19 protein-coding genes are annotated in these 20,596 nt (G+C 62.5%); 9 read left to right on the top strand and 10 right to left on the bottom strand.

Annotation, left to right across the window (positions count from 1 at the left end; genetic code table 11):
• Window positions 1-94: 94 nt before the first annotated feature.
• The 9 genes from J1D76_RS24310 to J1D76_RS24350 all read left to right on the top strand — a co-directional run bounded on the left by J1D76_RS24310 (window position 95) and on the right by J1D76_RS24350 (window position 7,020).
• On the top strand, window positions 95-1,417 hold the full coding sequence (locus J1D76_RS24310) for an MFS transporter (RefSeq protein ID WP_421140883.1): 1,323 nt from the start codon (window positions 95-97) through the stop codon (window positions 1,415-1,417).
• Window positions 1,418-1,561: 144 nt separating this feature from the next.
• Entirely contained in the window at window positions 1,562-2,554 is a 993-nt protein-coding gene (gene araD1, locus J1D76_RS24315) for an AraD1 family protein (RefSeq protein WP_421140885.1), read from the top strand.
• Between the two features lie 10 nt (window positions 2,555-2,564).
• On the top strand, window positions 2,565-4,145 hold the full coding sequence (locus tag J1D76_RS24320; protein WP_421140886.1) for an aldehyde dehydrogenase (NADP(+)): 1,581 nt from the start codon (window positions 2,565-2,567) through the stop codon (window positions 4,143-4,145).
• 171 nt (window positions 4,146-4,316) lie between these two features.
• On the top strand, window positions 4,317-4,610 hold the full coding sequence (locus tag J1D76_RS24325; RefSeq protein ID WP_421140888.1) for a DUF5629 family protein: 294 nt from the start codon (window positions 4,317-4,319) through the stop codon (window positions 4,608-4,610).
• Entirely contained in the window at window positions 4,603-5,772 is a 1,170-nt protein-coding gene (locus tag J1D76_RS24330) for a lactonase family protein (RefSeq protein WP_421140918.1), read from the top strand. Before J1D76_RS24325 ends, J1D76_RS24330 begins: the two co-directional genes overlap by 8 nt.
• 156 nt (window positions 5,773-5,928) lie before the next feature.
• On the top strand, window positions 5,929-6,108 hold the full coding sequence (locus tag J1D76_RS24335; RefSeq protein WP_421140890.1) for a hypothetical protein: 180 nt from the start codon (window positions 5,929-5,931) through the stop codon (window positions 6,106-6,108).
• Between the two features lie 204 nt (window positions 6,109-6,312).
• A complete protein-coding gene (locus J1D76_RS24340; RefSeq protein ID WP_421140891.1) occupies window positions 6,313-6,438 on the top strand; it encodes a hypothetical protein in 126 nt (41 codons plus the stop codon).
• 115 nt (window positions 6,439-6,553) lie between these two features.
• Entirely contained in the window at window positions 6,554-6,766 is a 213-nt protein-coding gene (locus J1D76_RS24345; protein WP_421140893.1) for a hypothetical protein, read from the top strand.
• Window positions 6,763-7,020, top strand: a complete 258-nt coding sequence (locus J1D76_RS24350) for a hypothetical protein (RefSeq protein ID WP_421140894.1) — start codon at window positions 6,763-6,765, stop codon at window positions 7,018-7,020. The genes J1D76_RS24345 and J1D76_RS24350 overlap by 4 nt, the downstream gene beginning before the upstream one ends.
• An 86-nt stretch (window positions 7,021-7,106) precedes the next feature.
• Here J1D76_RS24350 and J1D76_RS24355 read toward each other — a convergent pair whose 3' ends face one another.
• The 10 genes from J1D76_RS24355 to J1D76_RS24400 form a co-directional block, all read right to left on the bottom strand.
• On the bottom strand, window positions 7,107-7,703 hold the full coding sequence (locus J1D76_RS24355; protein ID WP_421140896.1) for a glutathione S-transferase: 597 nt from the start codon (window positions 7,701-7,703) through the stop codon (window positions 7,107-7,109).
• Entirely contained in the window at window positions 7,700-11,341 is a 3,642-nt protein-coding gene (locus J1D76_RS24360; RefSeq protein WP_421140898.1) for an AAA family ATPase, read from the bottom strand. Before J1D76_RS24360 ends, J1D76_RS24355 begins: the two co-directional genes overlap by 4 nt.
• On the bottom strand, window positions 11,338-12,582 hold the full coding sequence (locus J1D76_RS24365; protein WP_421140899.1) for an exonuclease SbcCD subunit D C-terminal domain-containing protein: 1,245 nt from the start codon (window positions 12,580-12,582) through the stop codon (window positions 11,338-11,340). Before J1D76_RS24365 ends, J1D76_RS24360 begins: the two co-directional genes overlap by 4 nt.
• Window positions 12,583-12,785: 203 nt before the next feature.
• Window positions 12,786-14,438 (bottom strand): BatD family protein, encoded by a 1,653-nt coding sequence (locus J1D76_RS24370; RefSeq protein WP_421140900.1) that lies wholly within the window; start codon window positions 14,436-14,438, stop codon window positions 12,786-12,788.
• The gene (locus J1D76_RS24375; protein WP_421140901.1) at window positions 14,435-16,174 is read right to left on the bottom strand and encodes a VWA domain-containing protein; all 1,740 of its coding nucleotides are present in this window, start codon (window positions 16,172-16,174) and stop codon (window positions 14,435-14,437) included. The genes J1D76_RS24370 and J1D76_RS24375 overlap by 4 nt, the downstream gene beginning before the upstream one ends.
• The gene (locus J1D76_RS24380; protein WP_421140902.1) at window positions 16,171-17,253 is read right to left on the bottom strand and encodes a vWA domain-containing protein; all 1,083 of its coding nucleotides are present in this window, start codon (window positions 17,251-17,253) and stop codon (window positions 16,171-16,173) included. The genes J1D76_RS24375 and J1D76_RS24380 overlap by 4 nt, the downstream gene beginning before the upstream one ends.
• Window positions 17,246-17,740: a DUF4381 domain-containing protein gene (locus tag J1D76_RS24385; RefSeq protein ID WP_421140904.1), complete on the bottom strand. Its 495-nt coding sequence runs from the start codon at window positions 17,738-17,740 to the stop codon at window positions 17,246-17,248. The genes J1D76_RS24380 and J1D76_RS24385 overlap by 8 nt, the downstream gene beginning before the upstream one ends.
• Window positions 17,737-18,681 carry a DUF58 domain-containing protein gene (locus J1D76_RS24390; protein WP_421140919.1) on the bottom strand — a complete coding sequence of 315 codons (945 nt, stop codon included), beginning with the start codon at window positions 18,679-18,681 and terminating at the stop codon, window positions 17,737-17,739. The genes J1D76_RS24385 and J1D76_RS24390 overlap by 4 nt, the downstream gene beginning before the upstream one ends.
• A 5-nt stretch (window positions 18,682-18,686) precedes the next feature.
• Window positions 18,687-19,646: an AAA family ATPase gene (locus J1D76_RS24395; RefSeq protein WP_421140906.1), complete on the bottom strand. Its 960-nt coding sequence runs from the start codon at window positions 19,644-19,646 to the stop codon at window positions 18,687-18,689.
• 269 nt (window positions 19,647-19,915) lie between these two features.
• Window positions 19,916-20,269, bottom strand: coding sequence for a hypothetical protein (locus tag J1D76_RS24400; protein WP_421140907.1), 354 nt, complete (start codon window positions 20,267-20,269; stop codon window positions 19,916-19,918).
• Window positions 20,270-20,596: the final 327 nt, after the last annotated feature.

The following is a 20,596-nucleotide window of genomic DNA, read 5'->3' on the forward strand; positions in this document are numbered from 1 at the left end:
ATATAGTCGGCTCAAACGGAGGGATGACCCTGGCGATTTTTCGCGAGAGGTGTCCCCCGAGGTTCTATAACAACAACAATCGGAGACCGATCTCATGAGCCAGGAACTGCGGCTTGTCCGGCGTATCACGCTGAAACTGATTCCCTTCCTGATCCTGCTGTACCTGATCGCCTATGTGGACCGTTCCGCGGTGGGCTTCGCCAAGCTGCACATGGGCGCCGACATCGGCCTGGGCGATGCGGCCTACGGACTGGGTGCGGGGTTGTTCTTCATTGGCTACTTCCTGCTGGAAATCCCCAGCAACCTGATGCTCGACCGCTTCGGTGCACGACGCTGGTTCGCGCGGATCATGATCACCTGGGGCGCGATCACCATCGGCATGGCCTTCGTCCAGGGGCCGAACAGCTTCTATGTGATGCGTTTCTTGCTCGGCGCCGCCGAGGCCGGGTTTTTCCCCGGCGTCCTGTACTACATCACCCAATGGTTCCCGGTTCGCCATCGCGGCAAGATCCTCGGGCTGTTCATCCTGTCGCAACCTATAGCAATGATGGTCACCGGCCCCGTGTCTGGCGGCTTGCTGGGCATGGACGGCGTGCTCGGGCTGCACGGCTGGCAGTGGCTGTTCATCGTCATCGGTACCCCGGCGATCCTGCTGACCTGGCCGGTACTGCGCTGGTTGCCGGACGGCCCGCAACAAGTGAAATGGATGGACCAGGCGGAAAAGGACTGGCTCAGCGGTGAGCTGAAAAAGGACCTGGAGGCATACGGCCAGACCCGTCATGGCAATCCGCTGCACGCCCTCAAGGACAAGCGCGTCCTGCTGCTGGCGCTGTTCTACTTGCCGGTGACGTTGAGCATCTACGGCCTGGGCTTATGGCTGCCGACACTGATCAAGCAATTCGGCGGCAGCGACCTGGTAACCGGTTTCGTCTCCGCGGTGCCGTACGTCTTCGGGATCGTCGGGCTGCTGATCATTCCGCGCAGTTCCGACCGCTTGAATGACCGTTATGGTCACCTGGCCGTTCTTTACGTGTTGGGTGCGGTTGGCCTGTTCCTCAGTGCCTGGCTGTCAGTACCGGTGCTGCAACTGGCCGCCCTGTGCCTGGTGGCGTTCGCCCTGTTTTCCTGCACGGCCGTGTTCTGGACCTTGCCGGGTCGGTTCTTTGCCGGCGCGAGCGCGGCGGCAGGGATCGCGTTGATCAACTCGGTGGGCAACCTCGGTGGCTATCTCGGGCCATTCGTGATCGGTGCGCTCAAGGAGTACACCGGCAATCTGGCATCGGGTTTGTACTTCCTTTCCGGAGTGATGGTGTTCGGGCTGTTCCTGACGGGCGTCGTCTATCGCCTGCTAGAGCGCAAGCACGTGCTGCCGGCCGATGAGTTTGCGGCGAGCGCGCGGGGCGCGTCCCGTACCTGAAACACACCGACTTTGTAGCTGGCTTGCCAGCGAAGGCTATCGGTCAGCCACCCGCAATGTTGGATGTTCTGTCGCATTCGCTGGCAAGCCAGCGCCTACAGGGGGCTGCGGCGATTTTGAGATTTGCTTAACAGGAGAATTTTCATGCGTTTGGTTCAGTTCGAATTGAGTAACGGCGAGCGCCGTGTCGGCGTGGTCGAGGCAGGGCTGGTGCGTGAAGTGCAGGAGGCGCGCACCGTTCGCGACCTGGCATTGGCAGCGATTGAAGCGGGCGCCAGCCTTGAGCAACAGGTGCAAAGCCTCGGCCTGGGCATCAGCCACGACTATGCCGAGCTGCTCACGCAACGGCGCATCCTGCCACCGCTGGACCATCCGGACCCGGCGCACATGCTGGTCAGCGGCACCGGCCTTACCCACCTGGGCAGCGCCTCGGCCCGGGACAAGATGCACCAGCAGAGCGGCGACGAATCGGCGATGACCGACACCATGCGCATCTTCAAATGGGGCCTGGAGGGCGGCAAGCCGGCAGCGGGTGAAGCCGGTGTGCAACCGGAATGGTTCTACAAAGGCGACGGAAGCATTGTCGTTCGGCCCGGCGAGCCGTTCCCGCTGCCGCCATTTGCCGAAGACGCCGGCGAAGAACCGGAGATCGCCGGCCTGTACTTGATCGGTCATGATGGCAAGCCGTATCGCCTGGGGTTTGCCGTGGGCAACGAGTTCTCTGACCACGTCATGGAGCGCAAGAACTACCTGTACCTGGCCCACTCGAAACTGCGCAGTTGCAGCTATGGCCCGGAACTGCGGGTCGGCGAATTGCCGCAACACCTGGCGGGCACCAGCCGCATCCTGCGCGACGGCGAAGTGCTGTGGCAGAACGAGTTTCTCAGCGGCGAAGCGAACATGTGCCATAGCCTCGCCAACCTTGAATTCCATCATTTCAAGTACCGCCAGTTCCTGCGTCCGGGGGACGTGCACATTCACTTCTTCGGCACCGCGACCCTGTCCTTCGCCGACGGCGTTCGCACGCAACCGGGTGACGTATTCGAAATCACCCAGGCCGAGTTCGGCGCGCCTTTGATCAACGGTATCGCACCGGTCGAAGCGGTCTTCGAACCCGGCACCATCGGCACACTTTGAGGCGTTACCCATGACCCGGATTCTTGGTCACAACTACATCGGCGGCCAACGCAGCGCCGCCGGCAACGTCAAGTTGCAGAGTGTCGATGCCACCACTGGCGAGGCCTTGCCCGACGATTTTTATCAGGCCAGTGTGCAAGAAGTCGAAGCAGCGGCCAACGCAGCAGCGGCCGCCTATCCGGCTTATCGCAGCCTGAGCGCGGAGCGTCGGGCGCAGTTTCTCGATGCGATTGCCGATGAACTCGACGCTCTTGGCGATGACTTTGTCGCGGTGGTCTGCCGCGAAACGGCGCTGCCTGCGGGGCGCATCCAGGGTGAGCGCGCACGCACCAGCGGCCAGATGCGCCTGTTTGCCAAGGTGCTGCGTCGCGGTGACTTCTACGGCGCCCGCATCGACCGGGCATTGCCGGAGCGTCAGCCGTTGCCGCGCCCGGACCTGCGTCAATACCGCATCGGCCTGGGGCCTGTGGCGGTGTTCGGTGCGAGCAACTTTCCGTTGGCGTTCTCCACCGCCGGGGGCGATACCGCTTCGGCGCTCGCCGCCGGCTGCCCGGTGGTGTTCAAGGCTCACAGCGGTCACATGGCCACGGCTGAGTGGGTGGCCGATGCAATCATTCGCGCCGCCGAAAAAACCGGCATGCCGGCCGGCGTGTTCAACATGATCTACGGCGGTGGTGTCGGTGAGGCACTGGTCAAGCATCCGGCGATCCAGGCGGTTGGCTTCACCGGATCGCTCAAGGGTGGTCGGGCCCTGTGCGACATGGCCGCGGCCCGTGCGCAGCCGATTGCGGTGTTCGCCGAGATGTCGAGCATCAACCCGGTGATTGTCCTGCCCCAAGCGTTGCAGGCGAGGGCTGACTCGGTCGCCCGGGACCTCACGGCCTCGGTGGTTCAGGGTTGCGGGCAGTTCTGCACCAATCCCGGTCTGGTGATCGGAATCCGCTCGGCGTCATTCAGCGCCTTTGTGCAGCAAGTGGCCGGGTTGATGGCCGATCAGGCAGCGCAAACCATGCTCAATGCCGGCACCTTGAGCAGCTACGACCGAGGCTTGCAAAAACTCCTCGCACATCCGGGCATCGAGCATCTGGCGGGCCATCCACAGCAAGGCAATCAGGCACAGCCTCAGTTGTTCAAGGCCGACGCCAGTCTGCTGGTCGATGGCGATGAAGTGCTGCAAGAGGAAGTGTTCGGGCCGACCACGGTGGTGGTCGAAGTGGCGGATCAGGCGCAACTGATCGTTGCGTTGAATGGCCTGAACGGCCAGTTGACCGCCACGGTCATTGGCGAGCCGCAAGACTTCGAACAGTTCGCCGGGCTGACGCCGTTACTGGAACAAAAGGTCGGACGCATCCTGCTCAATGGCTATCCGACGGGTGTGGAAGTCTGCGATTCGATGGTGCATGGCGGGCCTTACCCGGCAACATCCGATGCCCGTGGTACCTCGGTGGGCACGCTGGCGATCGATCGCTTCCTGCGGCCGGTGTGCTTTCAGAACTACCCGGACAACTTGCTGCCGGACGCGCTGAAGAACGGCAACCCGCTGCGCATCCAGCGGCTGGTAGATGGCCAGCCTTCGCGTGAAGCCCTCTAACGGCCAGTCACATGCCCTGTAGGTGCTGGCTTGCCAGCGAAGGCGCCCTTGAGGTCACCGTTCCATTTACGGGCCTCTTCGCTGGCAAGCCAGCGCCTACAGGTTTGTGTGAGGCCCGGATTGGGTGCATGAGCTATCATTGGCGCTTTCCCCCTTCAAAGATTGACTGCCATGACTGCCGTAACCGACACCTTGCTCAACGTCCTCGAACACTGCGATATGGTGGAAATCGATGGCTTGCACGCTTTCGAATTCTCCCTCGACGAGGACGATAACCTGCACATCGAATGCATGGATGGCCGCGCCGCCAAGCACTGGGAATTCACGCCAGCGCAGATCCAGGCAGCGACCTTCGATCCCACCCTGCAAAGCTGGCTGATCACCGGGGATTCCGGCGAGCATCGGCTGGTGTGCATGAACGCAATTCGCGGAGACAACGATGACGATGACGTCGAAGATGCGTAATTTCTGGCCGCTGTTGATGGCCGGCAGTATCGGCGCGATGGGCATCCAGGCCGCATCCGCCCAGGACTATCAATTGCTCGTGGGTTCCTACACCGCCGGACAAAGCCAGGGTATCTATCGCCTGGCGTTTGACAGCAACACCGGGCAGATCAACGCCAAGCCCCTGCAAGTGGTCAAAAGCGAAAACCCGTCGTGGCTGACCCTGTCCAAAGATCAGCGGCACCTGTTTGTGGTCAACGAAAACGGCCCGGGCCAGCGCGATCCGGTCGGGCGTGTCAGCAGTTATACGATTGATCCCAAGACCCATGCCCTGAGCCTCATCGGCCAGGTGCAAAGCCTGGGCAATGAGCCGACGCATTCGAGCCTCAGCGTCGATGGCAGCCATTTGTTCGTCAGCAACTACTGTGTAGCTGAAGACCCGGGCGGCACCCTCGCGGTGCTGCCGGTGGCAGCTGATGGCAAGCTCAGGACGGTGGTGCAGATGAGCAGCCACCCGGCGAGCCGGGTCAATCCTGAACGTCAGGCCTCGGCCCACGTGCATTCGACGATACCGTCGCCGGACGGCAAATACGTGTTCTCCAATGACCTGGGCGCCGACAAGGTGTTCGTCTACCGCTACGACCCCAAGGCCAACCCGGACCTGCCATTGACCCCGGCCAGCCCGGCATTCGTGCAGCTGCCAGCGGGCAGTGGGCCACGGCATTTGCTGTTCAGCGCCGATGGCAAACACGCCTGGCTGAGCATGGAAATGAGCGCACAAGTGGCGGTGTTCGATTACCACGATGGCCAGCTTGAGCAGACGCAGATGGTCGACCTGGCGGCCGGGCAACCGGTGTCAGACAAGGCAGCCGCGGCGCTGCATGCCTCGGCCGACGGCAAGTTCCTCTACGTCAGTAATCGTGGCACGGCCAATCAAATGCTGGTGTTCGCCATCGATCCAGCGACCGGCCACCTCAGCGAGCTGCAACGCCGGACGGTGGAGGGCGATCATCCTCGGGAGTTCAGCCTCGACCCGAGCGGCAAGTTCCTGTTGATCGCCAACCAGAAGAGCAACCAGATTGTCGTCGTCGAACGTGACGCCAAGACCGGTCTTTTGGGCAAAACCGTGCAAAAACTGCCGATGGACGCCCCGAGCGACGTCAAGTTTTTGCTGCGTCAATAAGCCGCAGGCCCCGGTACACGGGGCCTGTCCGCTTTTATCAATGACGCTGATATGTGGTAATGCTACAAAGCATTTCAAGGCACCGACCCTCGAGGGTTAAGTTTGCTTCACGGCCCCACCGGGCAAGCAAGCCAACTGAATCCGAGGACTACCGCCATGAACTTCAATCTCTTCTCCGTCATCGCCGCTTCCGCCATCTCTGCCACCGTTGCATTGCCAGCCAGTGCCAACGTTGAAATCGGCGACAAAAAAGCCCACGCCCAAAGCTACACCCAGAAGTACCTGCAACAGAGTGCCAACTTCTACGCCGCGCTGGATCACAAAACCCAAGCCTGAGCGCTTATCCCTGCCTTTATGCAGGAGCGAAATCACTGATGATCCAACACGTTTGTGTTGAAAACGATCAGAGTGATGTCGCTCCTGCATAACGCATTTGCGACAGTATTAATTTGCTACCCATGTCGCGCTTGATATCACATAGCCACCCGTTTAAATTGACGCTGATTTTTTGACTCCCCCCTTACGGCAAGGATCGGCAGCATGGTGACGCGTCTGGTTTTGGTTCTTCTGTTTCTCTATTCCACCCCCATTCTGTCGGCGGCCGACCCTTTTCCAGGTGAGCCTGAGGCTGCGCATGAGCGCTTGATGAGTTTTATTGAAGACTGAAATAGTCTGGCTTAATGATCAACGAAGCTGATGGTCACTATGGATAACCCTGAGTGGTTACCCAGGCTTTTTTGATCGATTCTGTGGGCATTGAAACTTGCCTGCGGAGAACATCATGGCCAGCGCAATCCTCACTTCTGCCAAACACGGCGCCTACGTGGCGATCGGTCTTTACCTGGCCATGGTGCTGCTGGTCAGCCTTTCGGCGCAGTCGCAAAACACCTTCGAAGCACCGATCCAGGTCGCTCATCCCGGCATCCAGTTTGAACATCGTGCGCAAGCCGTGGGCGGTGATCAGCCTGAGCTCGCAGGAGTCGCCGGCGCATGAACGGGTGCAAGCTTTTGATCATCGCCTTCCTGGCCTTCATCACCAATGGATTTTCCTTGCTGGGAATCGGGCAAGGTTCGATAGGCGGCGTAGCGCGTGCCATGGAGGCCAACCACAACATTGCACGCAACATCGAGACCGCCAAGGCGATGGGGCTGTTGGCAGGCAATCCGCCGATCAGGAATGAAGGCGTGGTGTTCGGACCGTTCCAGGTGGATTGCTCGGCGATCGGGATGTGTGGGGTGTTGGCCTGAACCTTGGCGGGCGATTGAGTTTTTTGTGGCGAGGGGGCAAGCCCTCTCGCCACAGATAATCTGCCAACCTTGCACAGTTGTAGGGCTTACTTCTTCATAACAGCGCTGAACAACTCCGACTCCAAAAACCGCTGCAACCATGCCTGTAACCGCCGATACGGCGTCTGCGCCAACCATTCGCGGTCGACGTGGGCGAACTGGCGCACAAAGGGCATCAGCGCCACATCGGCCAGGCTCGGGTGATCGGCCAGGAGATAGTCGCGTCCCTGTAGCAACGCCTCCAGCTTGCGCAAAATCACCTCGCCTTCGGTGCGATAAGCTTCGATCGGCTGCTCGGGATAGCGCTCGGCGTATTTGTAGTGGTTCAAGTGCACCTTGAACACCTGGTCATTCTGTTCGATGAGGCCAGGGATTTGCGCCGCTGCGGCGGGATCACCCTCGAGCAACCAGTCCTGCGGATCGTTCTGCGCCAGGGCCCAGCGCATGATGTCGAGGCTTTCGTCAATCACCCGGCCATCGGCGTTCAGCACCGGCACCGTGCCTTTGCCCGACAGCGCGAGCATCTCGGCAGGCTTGGCCTTCAGGCTGACTTCGACGATGTCCACGGCCACGCCCGAATAGCGCAGGGCCATGCGTGCACGCATGGCGTACGGGCAGCGGCGAAAGGAATACAGCGTGTTCATTTCACCTCCAGGGTGCTCAGGCCGTTGCCCTGGCGTCGCACCTGAATCTGCACCGGAATCCGTTCATGCATTTCCTGCACGTGGGAAATCACCGCGACCTTGCGGCCCTGGGCCTGCAAGCCGTCGAGGGCGTCCATGGCCAGTTGCAGGGACTCCGGATCGAGGCTGCCGAAGCCTTCGTCGATGAACAGTGACTCGATTTTCAACGTGCTCGATGCCATCGAGGCTAAACCGAGGGCCAGCGCCAATGACACCAGGAACGTCTCGCCACCGGACAGCGAATGCACCGAGCGCAGTTCGTCGCCCATTTCGGTGTCCATCACCAGCAAGCCGAGCATGCTGCCGCCGCGCTTGAGGCGATAGCGGCGCACCAGTTGGCGCAACTGCACGTTGGCGTGGTGCACCAGCAGGTCGAGGTTGTAGGCCTGGGCGATCTTGCGGAAGGTGTCGCCGGTGGCGGAACCGATCAGCGCATTCAGGCGTGCCCAGCGCTGGTACTCGCCGTAGGCGTCGGCGATCTGCTGCGCCAGGGCTTGGTTGGCATTCTGCCGGCGCTGGTCCTCGGCCTGCTCGGCACGCAGTTCGGCGCAGTGTTGCTCGCTGGTGGCCGCGAGGTGTTGCAGGTCGACCAGCGCGCTGGCCACTTGCTCGGCGTCGAGATTGCCGTTGCGTTGCGCTTGATGGTCGAGCAAGCGCTGATCACGTTCCTGCAACAGGACCTTGGCCTGTTCGATGGCTTTTTCGTTGTGTTGCAGGCGTTGGCGCAGTTCATTGACTTGCGTGTCATCGACCCGCAGCAGGTCTTCTAGGCCGCCGTCATCCAGTTCAGGATGACGGCCACGCCAGTCGGCGATTTTCTCGGTGAGATCGCGATCTTCGATGTCCAGCGCCTGCAAGCGATCTTGCTGCGCCTTGAGTTCGGCAGCGATCTGCACGCGTTGGGTACGCACGTTTTGCAGTTGCTGCGCTGTGGTTGTTTCGGCACCGCGGGCGAGTTCGACGGCGTTTTCCAGTCCTTGCTGCCACTGTTCGGCGCTGCTGTGCTCGCCCAGCAAGTCGGCCAGTTGCTGCTGGCAGGCCTGTTGCTGCTCGGCCAGCGCACTGAACTGCTGCTCGGCAGTTTGCCGTTGTTGCACGCGGGTTTGCTGGCGATCCTGTTCTTTCTCCAGCGTTTGTTGCCGCTGTTGCTGTTCGGTCAGTTCTTCTTTTTGCTGATCGAGTTGTGCAAGGCGTTCGGCGATCTGTCGATCCAGTTGCATGAACGTCGCAGCCGGTTCCAGCCGTAGCGCTTCGAGGGTGTCGGCTGGCAGCAGGGGACCGAACGCGGTGAGTTCCTCGTCGAGCCGTTGACGGTCATTGCTCAATTCACGCTGCTGGTTGTCCAGGTGCTGGGCCGCTTGTTGATGCGCGGTTTCAGCGAGGCGCAATTGCTGGGTCAAGCGCGCGGCGTCTTGCTGCAGGGTGAGCAGGGCGCGCTGGCGTTGTTCGTCCTGCGCGATGCTCTGGTTCAACTGATCGTTGTGGCGGGTCAGCCAGGCGTCCCGCTGTGCGGCGTCCTGGTCCAACAGCTGTGGGGCCAGCGGATGCGCGTTGAGGCTCGGCGCTAAGGCTTGTTGCTGGGTATTCAACTGCTCCTGTTGTTGCAGCAGCTCCTTTTGCTGGGCGATGACGCCCACCACCTCGGCGCGCAACTCGGTGAGCTTTTCCTTGAGCTGGTCGACGGCTTGCTGCGCAGTGGCCTGTTCATTTTCGTCGTGACGACCGAGGCTTTGCAGCAGCGCTTCGGGCTGATGGTAAGGATGCTCAATGCTGCCGCAGACCGGGCACGGTTGGTCGTCCTGCAACTGCATGCGCAACTCTTCGACACTGGCGCTACGGGCCAGGCGTTGGCGCTCCAGCAGTTCTCGGGTGACGTTGAAGGTTTGTTCGGCCACCGTCAGTTCGGCTTTGGTTTTCACCCCGTCCTGAGTCAACCGGTCACGTTCCAGTTGTGCGGTGAGCTGGCGCTGTTGCAGCTCGGCGCCGCGCTGGTCCAGTTCCTGCTGGCTGGCCCACAGTCGCGTCAGGTCTTCGACAGCGCGTAGCTGTTTGCGGTTGTCCTGCAACAGGTTGCCGAGGATTCCAATCTGCTCGGCCACGGCGTCCGGTTCCGCGCCGGCCTCTTTGAACAGGACTTCCAGTTGCTGCTTTTGTAAGGCAAGTTCTTCGGCGCTGCGGGTGGCGTTGTCTTCGAGGGTCGCCAGCTCAGCCTGGCCTTTGTTCAAGCGGTTGCCGATCAACATCAACTGTTGCAGACGATCCCGATAGGCATTCCAGGCGTCGCTGAGTGATGCCAGATGGCTGCTGTGTTCCAGCTCGGTGGCGATGCGCTGCAAACGCTCGGCAACCAGGGTCTGCTGTTCCAGCAAACTCTGAATGGCGCTTTGGCCTTGCAGGCAAACCTGTTCTGCCGTGTGCTTTGTCTCGGCACTGAGGGCGACGTCCTTGGCCAGGCGGGCGAGGGTGCTTTGCTCCTCAAAGGCTTGACGCAATCGCGGAGCGTTTTCGGTTTGCCGTTGTTGGGCTTCGCTAAGGGCGACTTGCGTGGCGGCGAGAGTTTGCTCCAGCAACGTCTGGCGTTCAGTCAGCTCGTGCTGCTGCCGGGTATGGTCGGCGATCTGTGCGGCCAGTGGCGTCAACAGGGCATCGAGTTCGGTTTTGCGGGCGAACTGGTGTCGCTGCGGGGCGAGTTGTTCCAGCCGCGTCAGCTTCAGGCGTTCGCCGGCCAAAGCTTCCCATTGCTGTTGGGCGCTGTGCAGTTGCTCGGTCGCTGCGTGCTGCGCGTCCTGCAACAGACCAAGATCCTTGAGCCAGGTGTGCTGCTGCTCAAGCTGCTTGAATTGCGCCTGCTGCAACTTCAACTGCTGCTGCGCTTCATGCAAGCGCCCATCCAGCTCGGCGCGGGCTTCGGGCGACAGCGGCGTCACGCCGCTGGCTTGATCCTGCAACTGCTTGTGGGCTTCGCGCGCTTGCTTGGTCTTGTCGAAGGCACGACGACCGAGGCGGGTGTAGAGCGCGGTATCGGTGAGTTTTTCCAGCAGCTCGCTGCGGTCGTTGTCGTCCGCCTTGAGGAAGGCGCTGAACTCGCTCTGGGCGAGCAGCACGGCGCGGGTGAACTGCTCGAAATTCAGGCCCAGCGCGGCTTCGAGCTGGGTCTTGTACTCGCCTTTCTGGCTGGCCAGAATTTGATCCTGATCGATGTCACGCAAGCTCTGGCGACTGGCCTGCAGCTTGCCGCCGGCCTTGTCCCGGGCGCGATTGGCTTCCCAGCGGGCGCGGTAACGACGGCCGTCGACACCAACGAAATCCACCTCCGCATAGCCTTCACCCGTGCCACGACGCAGCAGGGTGCGCGGGTCGCCGGTGCCGATTTCGCCGTCGGCGTCTGGCACCTTGGCGTCGCGACCGGTGTTGTTCAGGCGCGGGACGGCGCCAAACAGCGCCAGGCACAGGGCATCGAGCAGGGTGCTTTTGCCGGCGCCAGTGGGGCCGGTGATGGCGAACAGTCCTGCACTGGCCAGCGGTTCGGCGGTGAAGTCGATTTCAAACGGCCCGGCCAGGGAGGCGAGGTTTTTCAGGCGGATCGCGAGGATTTTCATGGCTGTTCGCTCTCCATCTGCACGTCCTGCAACAGCTCGGCAAAGTCCTTGAGGGTCTGCTCGTCGACTTCGCTGCCGTAGTTGTCCTGCCAGGCGCGGCTGAACAGTTCTTGCGGCGTGAGTTGGTCCAGTTCGATCAGCGTGCGGCCTTCGTCGGCACCATCACGGCCACCGTTGCCGGCGTATTCAGCCGCGATGCGCACCAGACGCACGGCCTTGCCTTGCAGGGCGGTTTCCACCTGGTTGCGCAGGTCCGGTTGCGGCTCATCGAGGCGCACTCGCACCTCCAGCCATGGCTGGCGCTGGAAGTCGGCCAACAGGTCGATGTTCGGCAGGTCTGCCAGTTGCAGCAGGGCCTCGCTCAAGGGCGCCGGGCCGATGCGTTGCAGATTGACGGCGCGGGGGATGAGTTTTGGCTCGACGCTGAGCAGGGTTTCGCCGTCGAGCTTGATGTCGAGGATCTGGTGCTGATAGCTGATTTCGGAGAACGACAGCGGAATCGGCGAGCCGCTGTAGCGGATGCGTTCCTCGCCGTTGACCTTCTGTGGCTTGTGCAGGTGACCGAGGGCCACGTAGCTGATGCTCGGCCCGAACAGGCTGGCGGGCAGCGCCTCTGCATTGCCGATGATCAGGCTGCGCTCGGAGTCTTCCGATACCGAACCGCCGGCCATGTGCGCGTGGCTGATGGCAATCAGTGCCTGGCCCTTCTTGCGCTTGGCGTTGGCCGCCTCGATCAGCCACTCATGAACCTGGCCAATGCCGCGCAGGTAGTTGTCACCCAGGTGGGCTCCGGTGACTTCGGCAGGGCGCAGGAACGGCAGCGCCAGGCACCAGGCGACCGTTTTACCCTTGGCATTGGGTAGCGGCAGCAACAGACGCTCGGCGTCCAGTTGCCCGTCGTCCAGCCACAGCACCCGGCCTAGCGCGTGGGTGCGCAAACGGCGCATCAACGGTGCAGGCAGTTCGATCCGGGAGCCGGAGTCGTGGTTGCCGGCGATCATGACGATGGTCAGCAGCGGCTGTTGCTCGTGGGCGCTGACGATGAAGTCGTAGAGGCGTTCCTGGGCTTTGACCGGCGGATTGACCGTGTCGAAGATATCGCCCGCGATCAACAGCACATCCGGCTGGTCCAGTTTCAGCTGGCGCAACAGCCACTCGAGAAAACAACCGTGTTCGAAATCGCGATCCTGGCCGTGCAGGTTCTGCCCGAGGTGCCAGTCGGAGGTATGAAACAAGCGCAAGGCGGACTCCGCTACAAAATGGGTAATGGCCGCGTGAACAATGAAGGCGGCGAAAGGAGGAGAGTTTACTGGCAAACAGAACAGGTTGCTGAATGCCTCCGCGTTTGTAGGAGCTGGCTTGCCAGCGAAGGCGGCCCGCAGGCCTGCACAATATCTGCCAGAGCTTCGCCGGCAAGCCGGCTCCTACAGGTTGGGCAGGGTGTTTATTTGGGATAGAGCGGTGGCAACCCACTGTCACCCACCGGGTCCTGCACCTGTTCGGCCATCGGGATCGCCTTGATTGCGCGCCACAACTCGTCACCTTGCCAGTGCTGGCCGGTTTCGCTGTACAGCGCGCCGTTCAAGCCGTCGAGGGCGTCGGACAGCGGCACGAAGCGCGCGGCCATGTCGGCCAGGGTTTCCGGCTGCTGCCGGGCCCAGGCGTCGAGGGCCTGGCGGGTGGCGTGTGGGTCGTTGGCCTGGCAGGCGCGCTTGAGGTCATCCAGCACGGTGCGCGGGCTCGGGCCGGTTTGCGCCACACGCGCCACCGCCGGTTGCCAGCGGCCACGCCACCAGAGGCCGAAGCCGAGCAGGGTGGTGCACGCCAGGATCAAGGTGCTGAGCTTCCAGCGCCAGAGCGCTTCGCTGTCGGCGCCGGCGTCAACCGGCGCGTTGCCTGCCGGCGTGTCGATCACCAGGCTCGGGTTGGCCGCTACGTGCAGCGTGCGGGCAGCCAGGCTGCTGTGTTCCAGGTGGTCTTCGAAGGTGTTCCACCAGACCACGTCGACGGTCGGCAGCTCGATGACGCCAGTGCGTGTCGGCACCAGCGCCTCGCGGTCTTCACGGCTGCCGATCAGGCCGCGTTCGCTGTTCTGGTTACCGAGCACCGGTTGATCCGGGTAGCGGCGCAGGCCGCCGACGTCGGTGCCGGGCAGCGGTGGCAGCTGGGTACTGGACAAGCCTTCGGCCTTCACCGTCAGGCTGCGGGTCAGTGAGTCGCCGACCTGGGCGTGATCCGGCACGGGGTTCCAGCTTTCGCCCAGGGTCAGGCTGCGCGCTGGCAGCCACGGCGCATCGGCTGGGTAAGTGATGGGCTTGGCCTTGACGGTCAGCAGCAACTCGCTGGAACTAACCCGCATCAGCTTGCCGGTTTTTGGGTCCTGAGGGGCGGGCGATTGTAGGGGATGCGCGTCCACCAGCGCGGCGTTGAAGGTCTGCGCCGGAATGATCAGTTCGCCACTGTTCTGCGGGTAGATCGCATAGCGTTTTTCGATGACCCCGTGGCGCACGCCGTCGATGTCTTTTTCATAGGTGCGCGGATCACCCAGGGACTCAATGCGGGCATCGGGAATTTGCAGGGGCGGCAGGCTGCTGTCGTCGTACAGCGACACCGAATGGTAGACGCGCAGGGTCAGGATCGCCTGCGCCTGGACGTACACGCTGGTTTGATCGAGGCTGGCGTCCATGAATACCGCCGCGCGTTTATTGGCGTTGTCCGGTGTCTCGCTCTCGACCACTTGCAGGGTGATCGGCTGGCTTTGCAGCTCGCCCAATTGCAGGGGCGCAATCACCACGCTGCCGTTTTCCTTGGGCAGCAGGGTCACGATCCAGCGCGTGGTCGCCTGGTTTTCGCCGCTGAGGGTATTGAGCTGGTTGACCTGGCGCGTACCGCGCACTTCGAACAGCGTCTCCAGCGGTGTCAGGTCGGGTTTGCCGAATTGCGTGACATCGGTGGATTCCAGGGTCAACTCGACCGTCTCGCCCGAGCTCAGGCGACTGCGGTCCACACTGGCGACCAGTTCCCCCGCCTGCGCCTGGACAGCGCAGAACAACAGGCCTTGCAACAGCGCGAGCAATAAAACGGTGAAGCGGGTCATCGAGTTTTTTCCTGATCCTGATGTTGTCGCTGTTCGTACCAGAATTTGCGCCTGAGCAGCTCGCCGGGGTCATCCGGGATCTGCCGCAGCCATTGCTCCAGTGCCTGGCGCTGTTCACCTTCGATGCTGTCGGTGGCCGGGCGCAAGGGCGGCGTGGTGTGTTGTTCGTCTCCCAGTTCGCTGCCCGGAACCTCATTGGCGCCGGGTTTGGGCGGCGTCGTTGGCGGTTGTTCGGTGTCGGCGCTGGCCTGCGGTGAGGGCGCTTGCGGTTCGCCGTTGTCCGAAGTTTGCGTCGCGGCACCGGGCGGCGACTGCTGTTCAGTGGTCGGGGGCTCGTCGCTGTCCGGTTTGTCCGGTTCGACAGGGGGCGGGCTGTTTTTCTGCTTGAGCAGCGCTTCGACCAACGCTTTGTTGGTCAGTGCCGGGCGCAGATCCGGTTGCTGCTCCAGTGCCTGTTCGTAGGCGTCCAGGGCAGCCTCCAGCTCACCGCTTTTGGCCAAGGCATTGCCTCGATTGTAGTGGGCGCGGGCGTCGTTGCCTTCAGCGAACCGCTCGGCGGCGCCGGCGTAGTCGCCGGCCTCGTAGAGCGCCACGCCTTGCCACTGAGGGTCCTCGAAGCGCCGGGCAGCCTCGGTCGGGCGCTGGTGCTTGAGCAACTGCACGCCTTGTTGATCGGGTCGCAGCCACAGGTCTGCAAGGTCGAAGGCGTAGCTCGGTTGCGGCAACGCCAGCAGCAGCGGCAGGCAGAGCAGCCAGCCGCGACGGCCAGCGCAGGCCGCGAGCAGCAACAAGGGCAGCAGCAACCAGTAACCCTGGTCGGCCCAGGTGTCGAGGCGCAGGGTCTGGCCGTCGTTGCGCAATTGGCGAGGCCCGTCGAGCAATCCCATGGCATGCAGATCGCTGTCGTCCAGCCGGGCATGGCGATAGCGCCCGTCCAGGTCGTTGGCGAAGCCTTTCAGGCCGGGCTCGTCCAGGCGTGGCACGAGGATCGCGCCTTGTTCGTCCTTGAGGAAACTGCCGTCCTCTTGGGTGATCGGCGAGCCCTCGGCGGTGCCGATGCCAAGCATCAGGAACTGGGTCGATTTGCCGGCCATGGCCCGGCGAATGCCCTGGCGTTCCGCATCGTTGAGCGACGAGCCGATCAGCAGGATCCGCCCATCGCCGAGGGCGGCCTGTTTCAGCAGGTCCAGGGCCTTGATGACCGCCAGGTCGGCGCGATGACCGGCCTGGGGCATCAGCGACGGCTTGAGCGCATCAAGCAGGTTGCGGCTGGTGGACAGGTCATCGGACAGCGGCACCAGCGTGTGCGCGCTGCCGGCATACACGACGATGGCGGTCTGTGAGTCGCTGCGCGCCTGCAGCAGGTCGAGCAACTTTCGCCGGGCCTGTTGCAGGCGATTGGGCGTCACGTCGGTGGCGAGCATTTCCGGCGTCAGCTCAAGGATCGCCACCAGCGGGTCGGCAGGTTTCTGGCTGGTCTGCTCGACGCGCTGCCAGCTTGGCCCGAGCAGGGCGAACACGGTTAGCATCCACGCCAGGCCCAGGGCGATCCACGGCAACTTGCTGTCGCGGCCGTTGCCGCCGCTCAGTAGCGCGGCGTGAAAGGCCGGCGGCAAAATCATCTGCCAGCGCCCGGCGCGTTTCTTGCGATGCCAGAGTTGCCAGAGCAGCCACCCGAGCACCGGCAACAACAGCAGCCACCAGGGGCGGAACCAGTACGGCCACAGCGCACTCATCGGCGCCTCCGCAGACGCAAGCGCTTGAGACGCTGGCGCCAGTCGGGCAGCAATTGCGTTTGCAAAAACAGATCCTTGGTAAACAGGCGTTCCAACGGGTTATCCGGCCACAGCACGCGGGCTACCAGCAGCAGGCTCAACCACAGGGCCAACGCCAGTGGCCAGTGATACAGCGCCTGGGCCGGACGGGCCTGGGTCGGTTGCTGGGCCACCGGTTCCAGTTGGTCGAGGGTGTCCTTGATCGATTGCAGTTCCTTGCCATCGTGGGCGCGGAAATACTGACCGCCGGTGGCGTCGGCGATGGCCTTGAGGGACGGCTCGTCGAGGTCCAGGCTCGGATTGACCCCGAGAAATCCCACCGAGCCGCTCTGTTCCGGATCGGCGCCGATGCCGATCGGGTAAATTTTCACCCCTTCCTTGGCCGCCAGGCGCGCGGCGGTGAGCGGGTCGATTTCACCGCCATTGTTGGCGCCGTCGGTGACCAGTATCAGCACGCGGCTCTGTGCCGGACGCTGGCGCAGGCGTTTAAGGGCCAGGCCGATAGCGTCGCCGATGGCGGTGTTTTTCCCGGCGATGCCGATGCGCGCTTCGTCGAGCCAGACGCGCACGGTGTGGCGGTCGAAGGTCAGCGGTGCTTGCAGGTAGGCCTGGCTGCCGAACAGGATCAGGCCGACCCGGTCGCCGTCACGGTTTTCCAGGAAGTCGCCAAGCAAGTGCTGCACCAGCGAAAGCCGACTGACGTCTTCGTCCTGCCACTTCATGTCGGGGAAATCCATGGAGCCGGAAACGTCGACCGCCACCAGCAGGTCACGGCCACTGGCGGCAATCGGCAACGGTTCACCGAGCCACTGCGGGCGTGCCGCGGCCACCACCAGCAGCAGCCACATCACGATGAAGGGCGCCTGTTGTCGCCAGGCCGGCAGATTAGCCCGTGCGCGGCGCCCGGCGAGGCCTTCCAGATCACTGAGGAAGCTGACTTTGAGCGCCGGTTCGCCACTGTCGGCCACCGGCAATACCAGGCGCATCAACCACGGCAACGGCAACAGGGCGAAGATCCACGGCCAGGCGAATTCAAACATGTTTGCGAATCCAGGTGTCGACGGCCTGGGTCAGCCCGGCGATGGCCTTGTCGTCGAGTCGGCATTCAGGTTTGTAGGCGCCTTCGACCAGCACCATCCAGCGCGTCAGCCCGGCGGCCGGGCAGCGGTTGTCGAGGAAGGCCAGCCATTTGCGCCCGTTGAGAGTATGGCTCTGGCTGTAGGGGTAGTGGTTGCGGCACAGGCGCTTGAGCAGGCCGTTGAGTTGCTGCAGCCAGGCGCCGGCCGGTGCACCGTCGTACGGTTTGGGCATTCGCGCCAATTCCGCCAAGGCGGCCACGCGTACCGGGTCCAGGGGTTGTTCAGCACGCACCACAGGGCGTTTTCGGGGGATCAAGCGCCGTAGCTTCCACAACCCGAAGCCGATCAGCGGCAGCAGTAGCAGGAGCAACCACCAGCCTGGCGCCGGTGGCCAAAATTCGACGGGCGGTGGGGAAATCAGAGGCTGCAATTGTTCGAGTCCGTTCATCGTCCTTTCCCCGCATTCTGTGGGTTCAGGTATTCGCGCAGTTGCTCGACCATCTCGCTCTGGGTGCTCAGCGGCATCAGCAACACACGCAGTTTTTGCGCCAGCAGTTCCCAGCGAGCGATGCGCGCTTCGGCCTGGGCGCGGTAAGTCTGGCGCAGGTCGAAATTCAGCGTGTCGAGCTCCAATTGCGCACCGCGCTCGGCGAAACGTAACAGGCCGGCGGCGGGCAGGGCATGGTCCAGCGGATCGGACAACGGCAATAGCAACAGGTCGCAATGGCGCGACAGCAGGCTCAGTTGTTGCTCGGCACTCTCTGTCAGTGCGCGCTCATCACAGATCACGATCACCAGGCTCCCCGGACGCGACACTTCCCGCGCGCGGCGCAAGGCAATGCCAAAGGCATCGCGGTCCGGCTCGCTTTCGCTATTGAGCGACTGGTTGACCCGCACCAGTCGGTTGAGCAATTGCAGCAGGCTTTGCTTGCTGCGCCGGGGCTTGATTTCGTAATGCTCGTTGTCGCCGTACACCAGCCCGCCGACCCGGTCGTTGTGCCCCAGTGCCGCCCAGCCGATCAGGCTCGCCGCCTGGGCCGCGAGCACCGATTTGAACATCAGGCCCGAACCGAAAAACAGCCGGCGACTTTGCTCGACCATGATGAAGATCGGCCGCTCGCGCTCTTCGTGGAACAGCTTGGTGTGGGGTTCCTGGGTGCGCGCCGTCACGCGCCAGTCGATGGTGCGCACATCGTCACCGGCCTGATAGACCCGCACCTGGTCGAAGTCGACGCCACGGCCGCGCAATTTGGAGTGGTGCAAGCCAATCAGCGGACTGCGCTGGCTCGGCGTGGAAAACAGTTGCACTTCGCGCACGCGATGGCGCATCTCGATCAGGTCGGCGAGGCTGACGCGGATGCCCGGCTCGGGCGGCAGGCTGGCGTTCATCAGGGTCAAGCGACGGCTACGACGTCGAGAATTCGCTGGACCACACGGTCCTGATCGATGCCAGCGGCTTCGGCTTCAAAGGAAAGAATGATGCGATGGCGCAATACGTCGAACAGCACGGCCTGGATGTCTTCGGGACTGACGAAATCACGGCCGGCCAGCCAGGCGTGGGCGCGGGCGCAACGGTCCAGGGCAATCGAGCCGCGCGGGCTGGCGCCGTAGGCGATCCACTCGGCCATTTCCGGATCGAATTTGGCCGGGGTGCGGGTGGCCATGACCAGTTGCACCAGGTATTCCTCCACGGCGTCGGCCATGTACAAACCGAGGATTTCCTTGCGAGCGGCAAAAATTGCCTGCTGACTGACCCGGCGCTCGGGCTTGGTCTCGCCGTTCAGCGCTTCGCCGCGGGCTTGTTGCAGGATCTTGCGTTCAACCGTGGCGTCCGGGAAGCCGATTTTCACGTGCATCAGGAACCGGTCGAGCTGGGCTTCGGGCAGCGGGTAGGTGCCTTCCTGTTCGATCGGGTTTTGCGTGGCCATCACCAGAAACAGTGGCGACAGCTCGTAGGTGCTGCGCCCGACACTGACCTGGCGCTCCGCCATGGCTTCGAGCAGGGCCGACTGGACCTTGGCCGGGGCGCGGTTGATTTCGTCCGCCAGTACCAGGTTGTGGAAAATCGGCCCTTGCTGGAACACGAAACTGCCGGTTTCCGGGCGATAGATTTCCGTGCCGGTAATGTCGGCCGGCAGCAGGTCGGGGGTGAACTGGATGCGGTGGAACTGAGCTTCGATGCCTTCGGCGAGTTCTTTGATGGCCTTGGTCTTGGCCAGGCCAGGGGCGCCCTCGACCAGCATGTGGCCGTCGGCGAGCAGGGCGATGAGCAAGCGCTCGATGAGTTTTTCCTGGCCGAGAATCTGCGTTGAAAGAAAGGTTCGCAGCGCGAGCAGCGCTTCACGATGTTCCATCTGTGACTGTTCCTGCAAAAGGGTGGCCGAGGACGCTCGAAATACGCCAGGGCCGGGGGCGTTACTTTAATCCATCGCGGGGGGTGGCGACTAACGGCATTTTGCGCAATTTGGGGGAAATGATCGGGACAATGGCTGGATTTTTTCAGCGGGGGAGTGATCGGGTGGCTGTGCCGGCCTCATCGCGAGCAGGCTCACTCCCACATCGACGGTGTACGACGATCAATTGTAGGAACGAGCCTGCGCACGATGAGGGCCGGTCATGCACCTCAAATCTGGCGGATATAAGTCCCGGTGTCCTTGAGAATGTTCTGCAAGGTTTCTTCCAGCTCGTCCATGTCCGTCATGTCCGCATCAAAACTGATTTCCAGCACATCGTCCCCATTCAGCGCATCGGCATCGGCCGCGGCGATTTCGATCTTCAGCAGGGAAGGGCTGAGGGTGATTTTCACGCCGTCGAGGGTCGAGGGTTCGCCGTCGAGGGTGATTTCCAACTCGTCTTCATCCGGGTAGCGGCTCATCAGGAACATCTCGCCCTGGTCGCTGTGGCAGCAGAGCATGGCCATGTTGTCTTCTTCGTCGTCGCACGGGTTGACAATCAAGAGGGCGGTTTTCATTTTCATGGGAAATTCCTGGCTCGACGAGCGCGGTAAAGGCAACAAAACGCGATTCTGCCAGTGCGCGCCAATTTCTGCTCGTCCACGTGTCAATGACCGGCTTTTGAGCGAGCAGAGTGTTACTGGTCATTTCTGGTACGCAAGTCCCGTAAAACCGGACGGAAAACCGTCATTTTCCTGTGCGAATGCTAGTGTTGTTCGATGCGCATGCCTTGCGCTGCGTACCGTTGACCGAATATGTCGCAGCACCGCAAGCATGGGCCTTGCCGCACTCGTTAAGCTGCGCAACGGATGAGCACCCGTAAAGACATTGCGCTGTACGTGGCCCAGTCG

Origin of the sequence: Pseudomonas sp. NFX15 (assembly GCF_049132105.1) — a bacterium.
Lineage (GTDB): Bacteria > Pseudomonadota > Gammaproteobacteria > Pseudomonadales > Pseudomonadaceae > Aquipseudomonas.

Bases quoted from the DNA above. Each gene is read 5' to 3' on its own strand.
- J1D76_RS24325 (WP_421140888.1), top strand. From the start codon at position 4,317: ATGACTGCCGTAACCGACACCTTGCTCAACGTCCTCGAACACTGCGAT.
- J1D76_RS24350 (WP_421140894.1), top strand. From the start codon at position 6,763: ATGAACGGGTGCAAGCTTTTGATCATCGCCTTCCTGGCCTTCATCACC.
- J1D76_RS24340 (WP_421140891.1), top strand. From the start codon at position 6,313: ATGGTGACGCGTCTGGTTTTGGTTCTTCTGTTTCTCTATTCCACCCCC.
- J1D76_RS24335 (WP_421140890.1), top strand. From the start codon at position 5,929: ATGAACTTCAATCTCTTCTCCGTCATCGCCGCTTCCGCCATCTCTGCC.
- J1D76_RS24390 (WP_421140919.1), bottom strand. From the start codon at position 18,681: ATGAACGCCAGCCTGCCGCCCGAGCCGGGCATCCGCGTCAGCCTCGCC.
- J1D76_RS24380 (WP_421140902.1), bottom strand. From the start codon at position 17,253: ATGTTTGAATTCGCCTGGCCGTGGATCTTCGCCCTGTTGCCGTTGCCG.
- J1D76_RS24370 (WP_421140900.1), bottom strand. From the start codon at position 14,438: ATGACCCGCTTCACCGTTTTATTGCTCGCGCTGTTGCAAGGCCTGTTG.
- J1D76_RS24330 (WP_421140918.1), top strand. From the start codon at position 4,603: ATGCGTAATTTCTGGCCGCTGTTGATGGCCGGCAGTATCGGCGCGATG.
- J1D76_RS24355 (WP_421140896.1), bottom strand. From the start codon at position 7,703: ATGAACACGCTGTATTCCTTTCGCCGCTGCCCGTACGCCATGCGTGCA.
- J1D76_RS24360 (WP_421140898.1), bottom strand. From the start codon at position 11,341: ATGAAAATCCTCGCGATCCGCCTGAAAAACCTCGCCTCCCTGGCCGGG.
- J1D76_RS24385 (WP_421140904.1), bottom strand. From the start codon at position 17,740: ATGAACGGACTCGAACAATTGCAGCCTCTGATTTCCCCACCGCCCGTC.
- J1D76_RS24345 (WP_421140893.1), top strand. From the start codon at position 6,554: ATGGCCAGCGCAATCCTCACTTCTGCCAAACACGGCGCCTACGTGGCG.
- J1D76_RS24310 (WP_421140883.1), top strand. From the start codon at position 95: ATGAGCCAGGAACTGCGGCTTGTCCGGCGTATCACGCTGAAACTGATT.
- J1D76_RS24395 (WP_421140906.1), bottom strand. From the start codon at position 19,646: ATGGAACATCGTGAAGCGCTGCTCGCGCTGCGAACCTTTCTTTCAACG.
- J1D76_RS24320 (WP_421140886.1), top strand. From the start codon at position 2,565: ATGACCCGGATTCTTGGTCACAACTACATCGGCGGCCAACGCAGCGCC.
- J1D76_RS24375 (WP_421140901.1), bottom strand. From the start codon at position 16,174: ATGAGTGCGCTGTGGCCGTACTGGTTCCGCCCCTGGTGGCTGCTGTTG.
- J1D76_RS24400 (WP_421140907.1), bottom strand. From the start codon at position 20,269: ATGAAAATGAAAACCGCCCTCTTGATTGTCAACCCGTGCGACGACGAA.
- araD1 (WP_421140885.1), top strand. From the start codon at position 1,562: ATGCGTTTGGTTCAGTTCGAATTGAGTAACGGCGAGCGCCGTGTCGGC.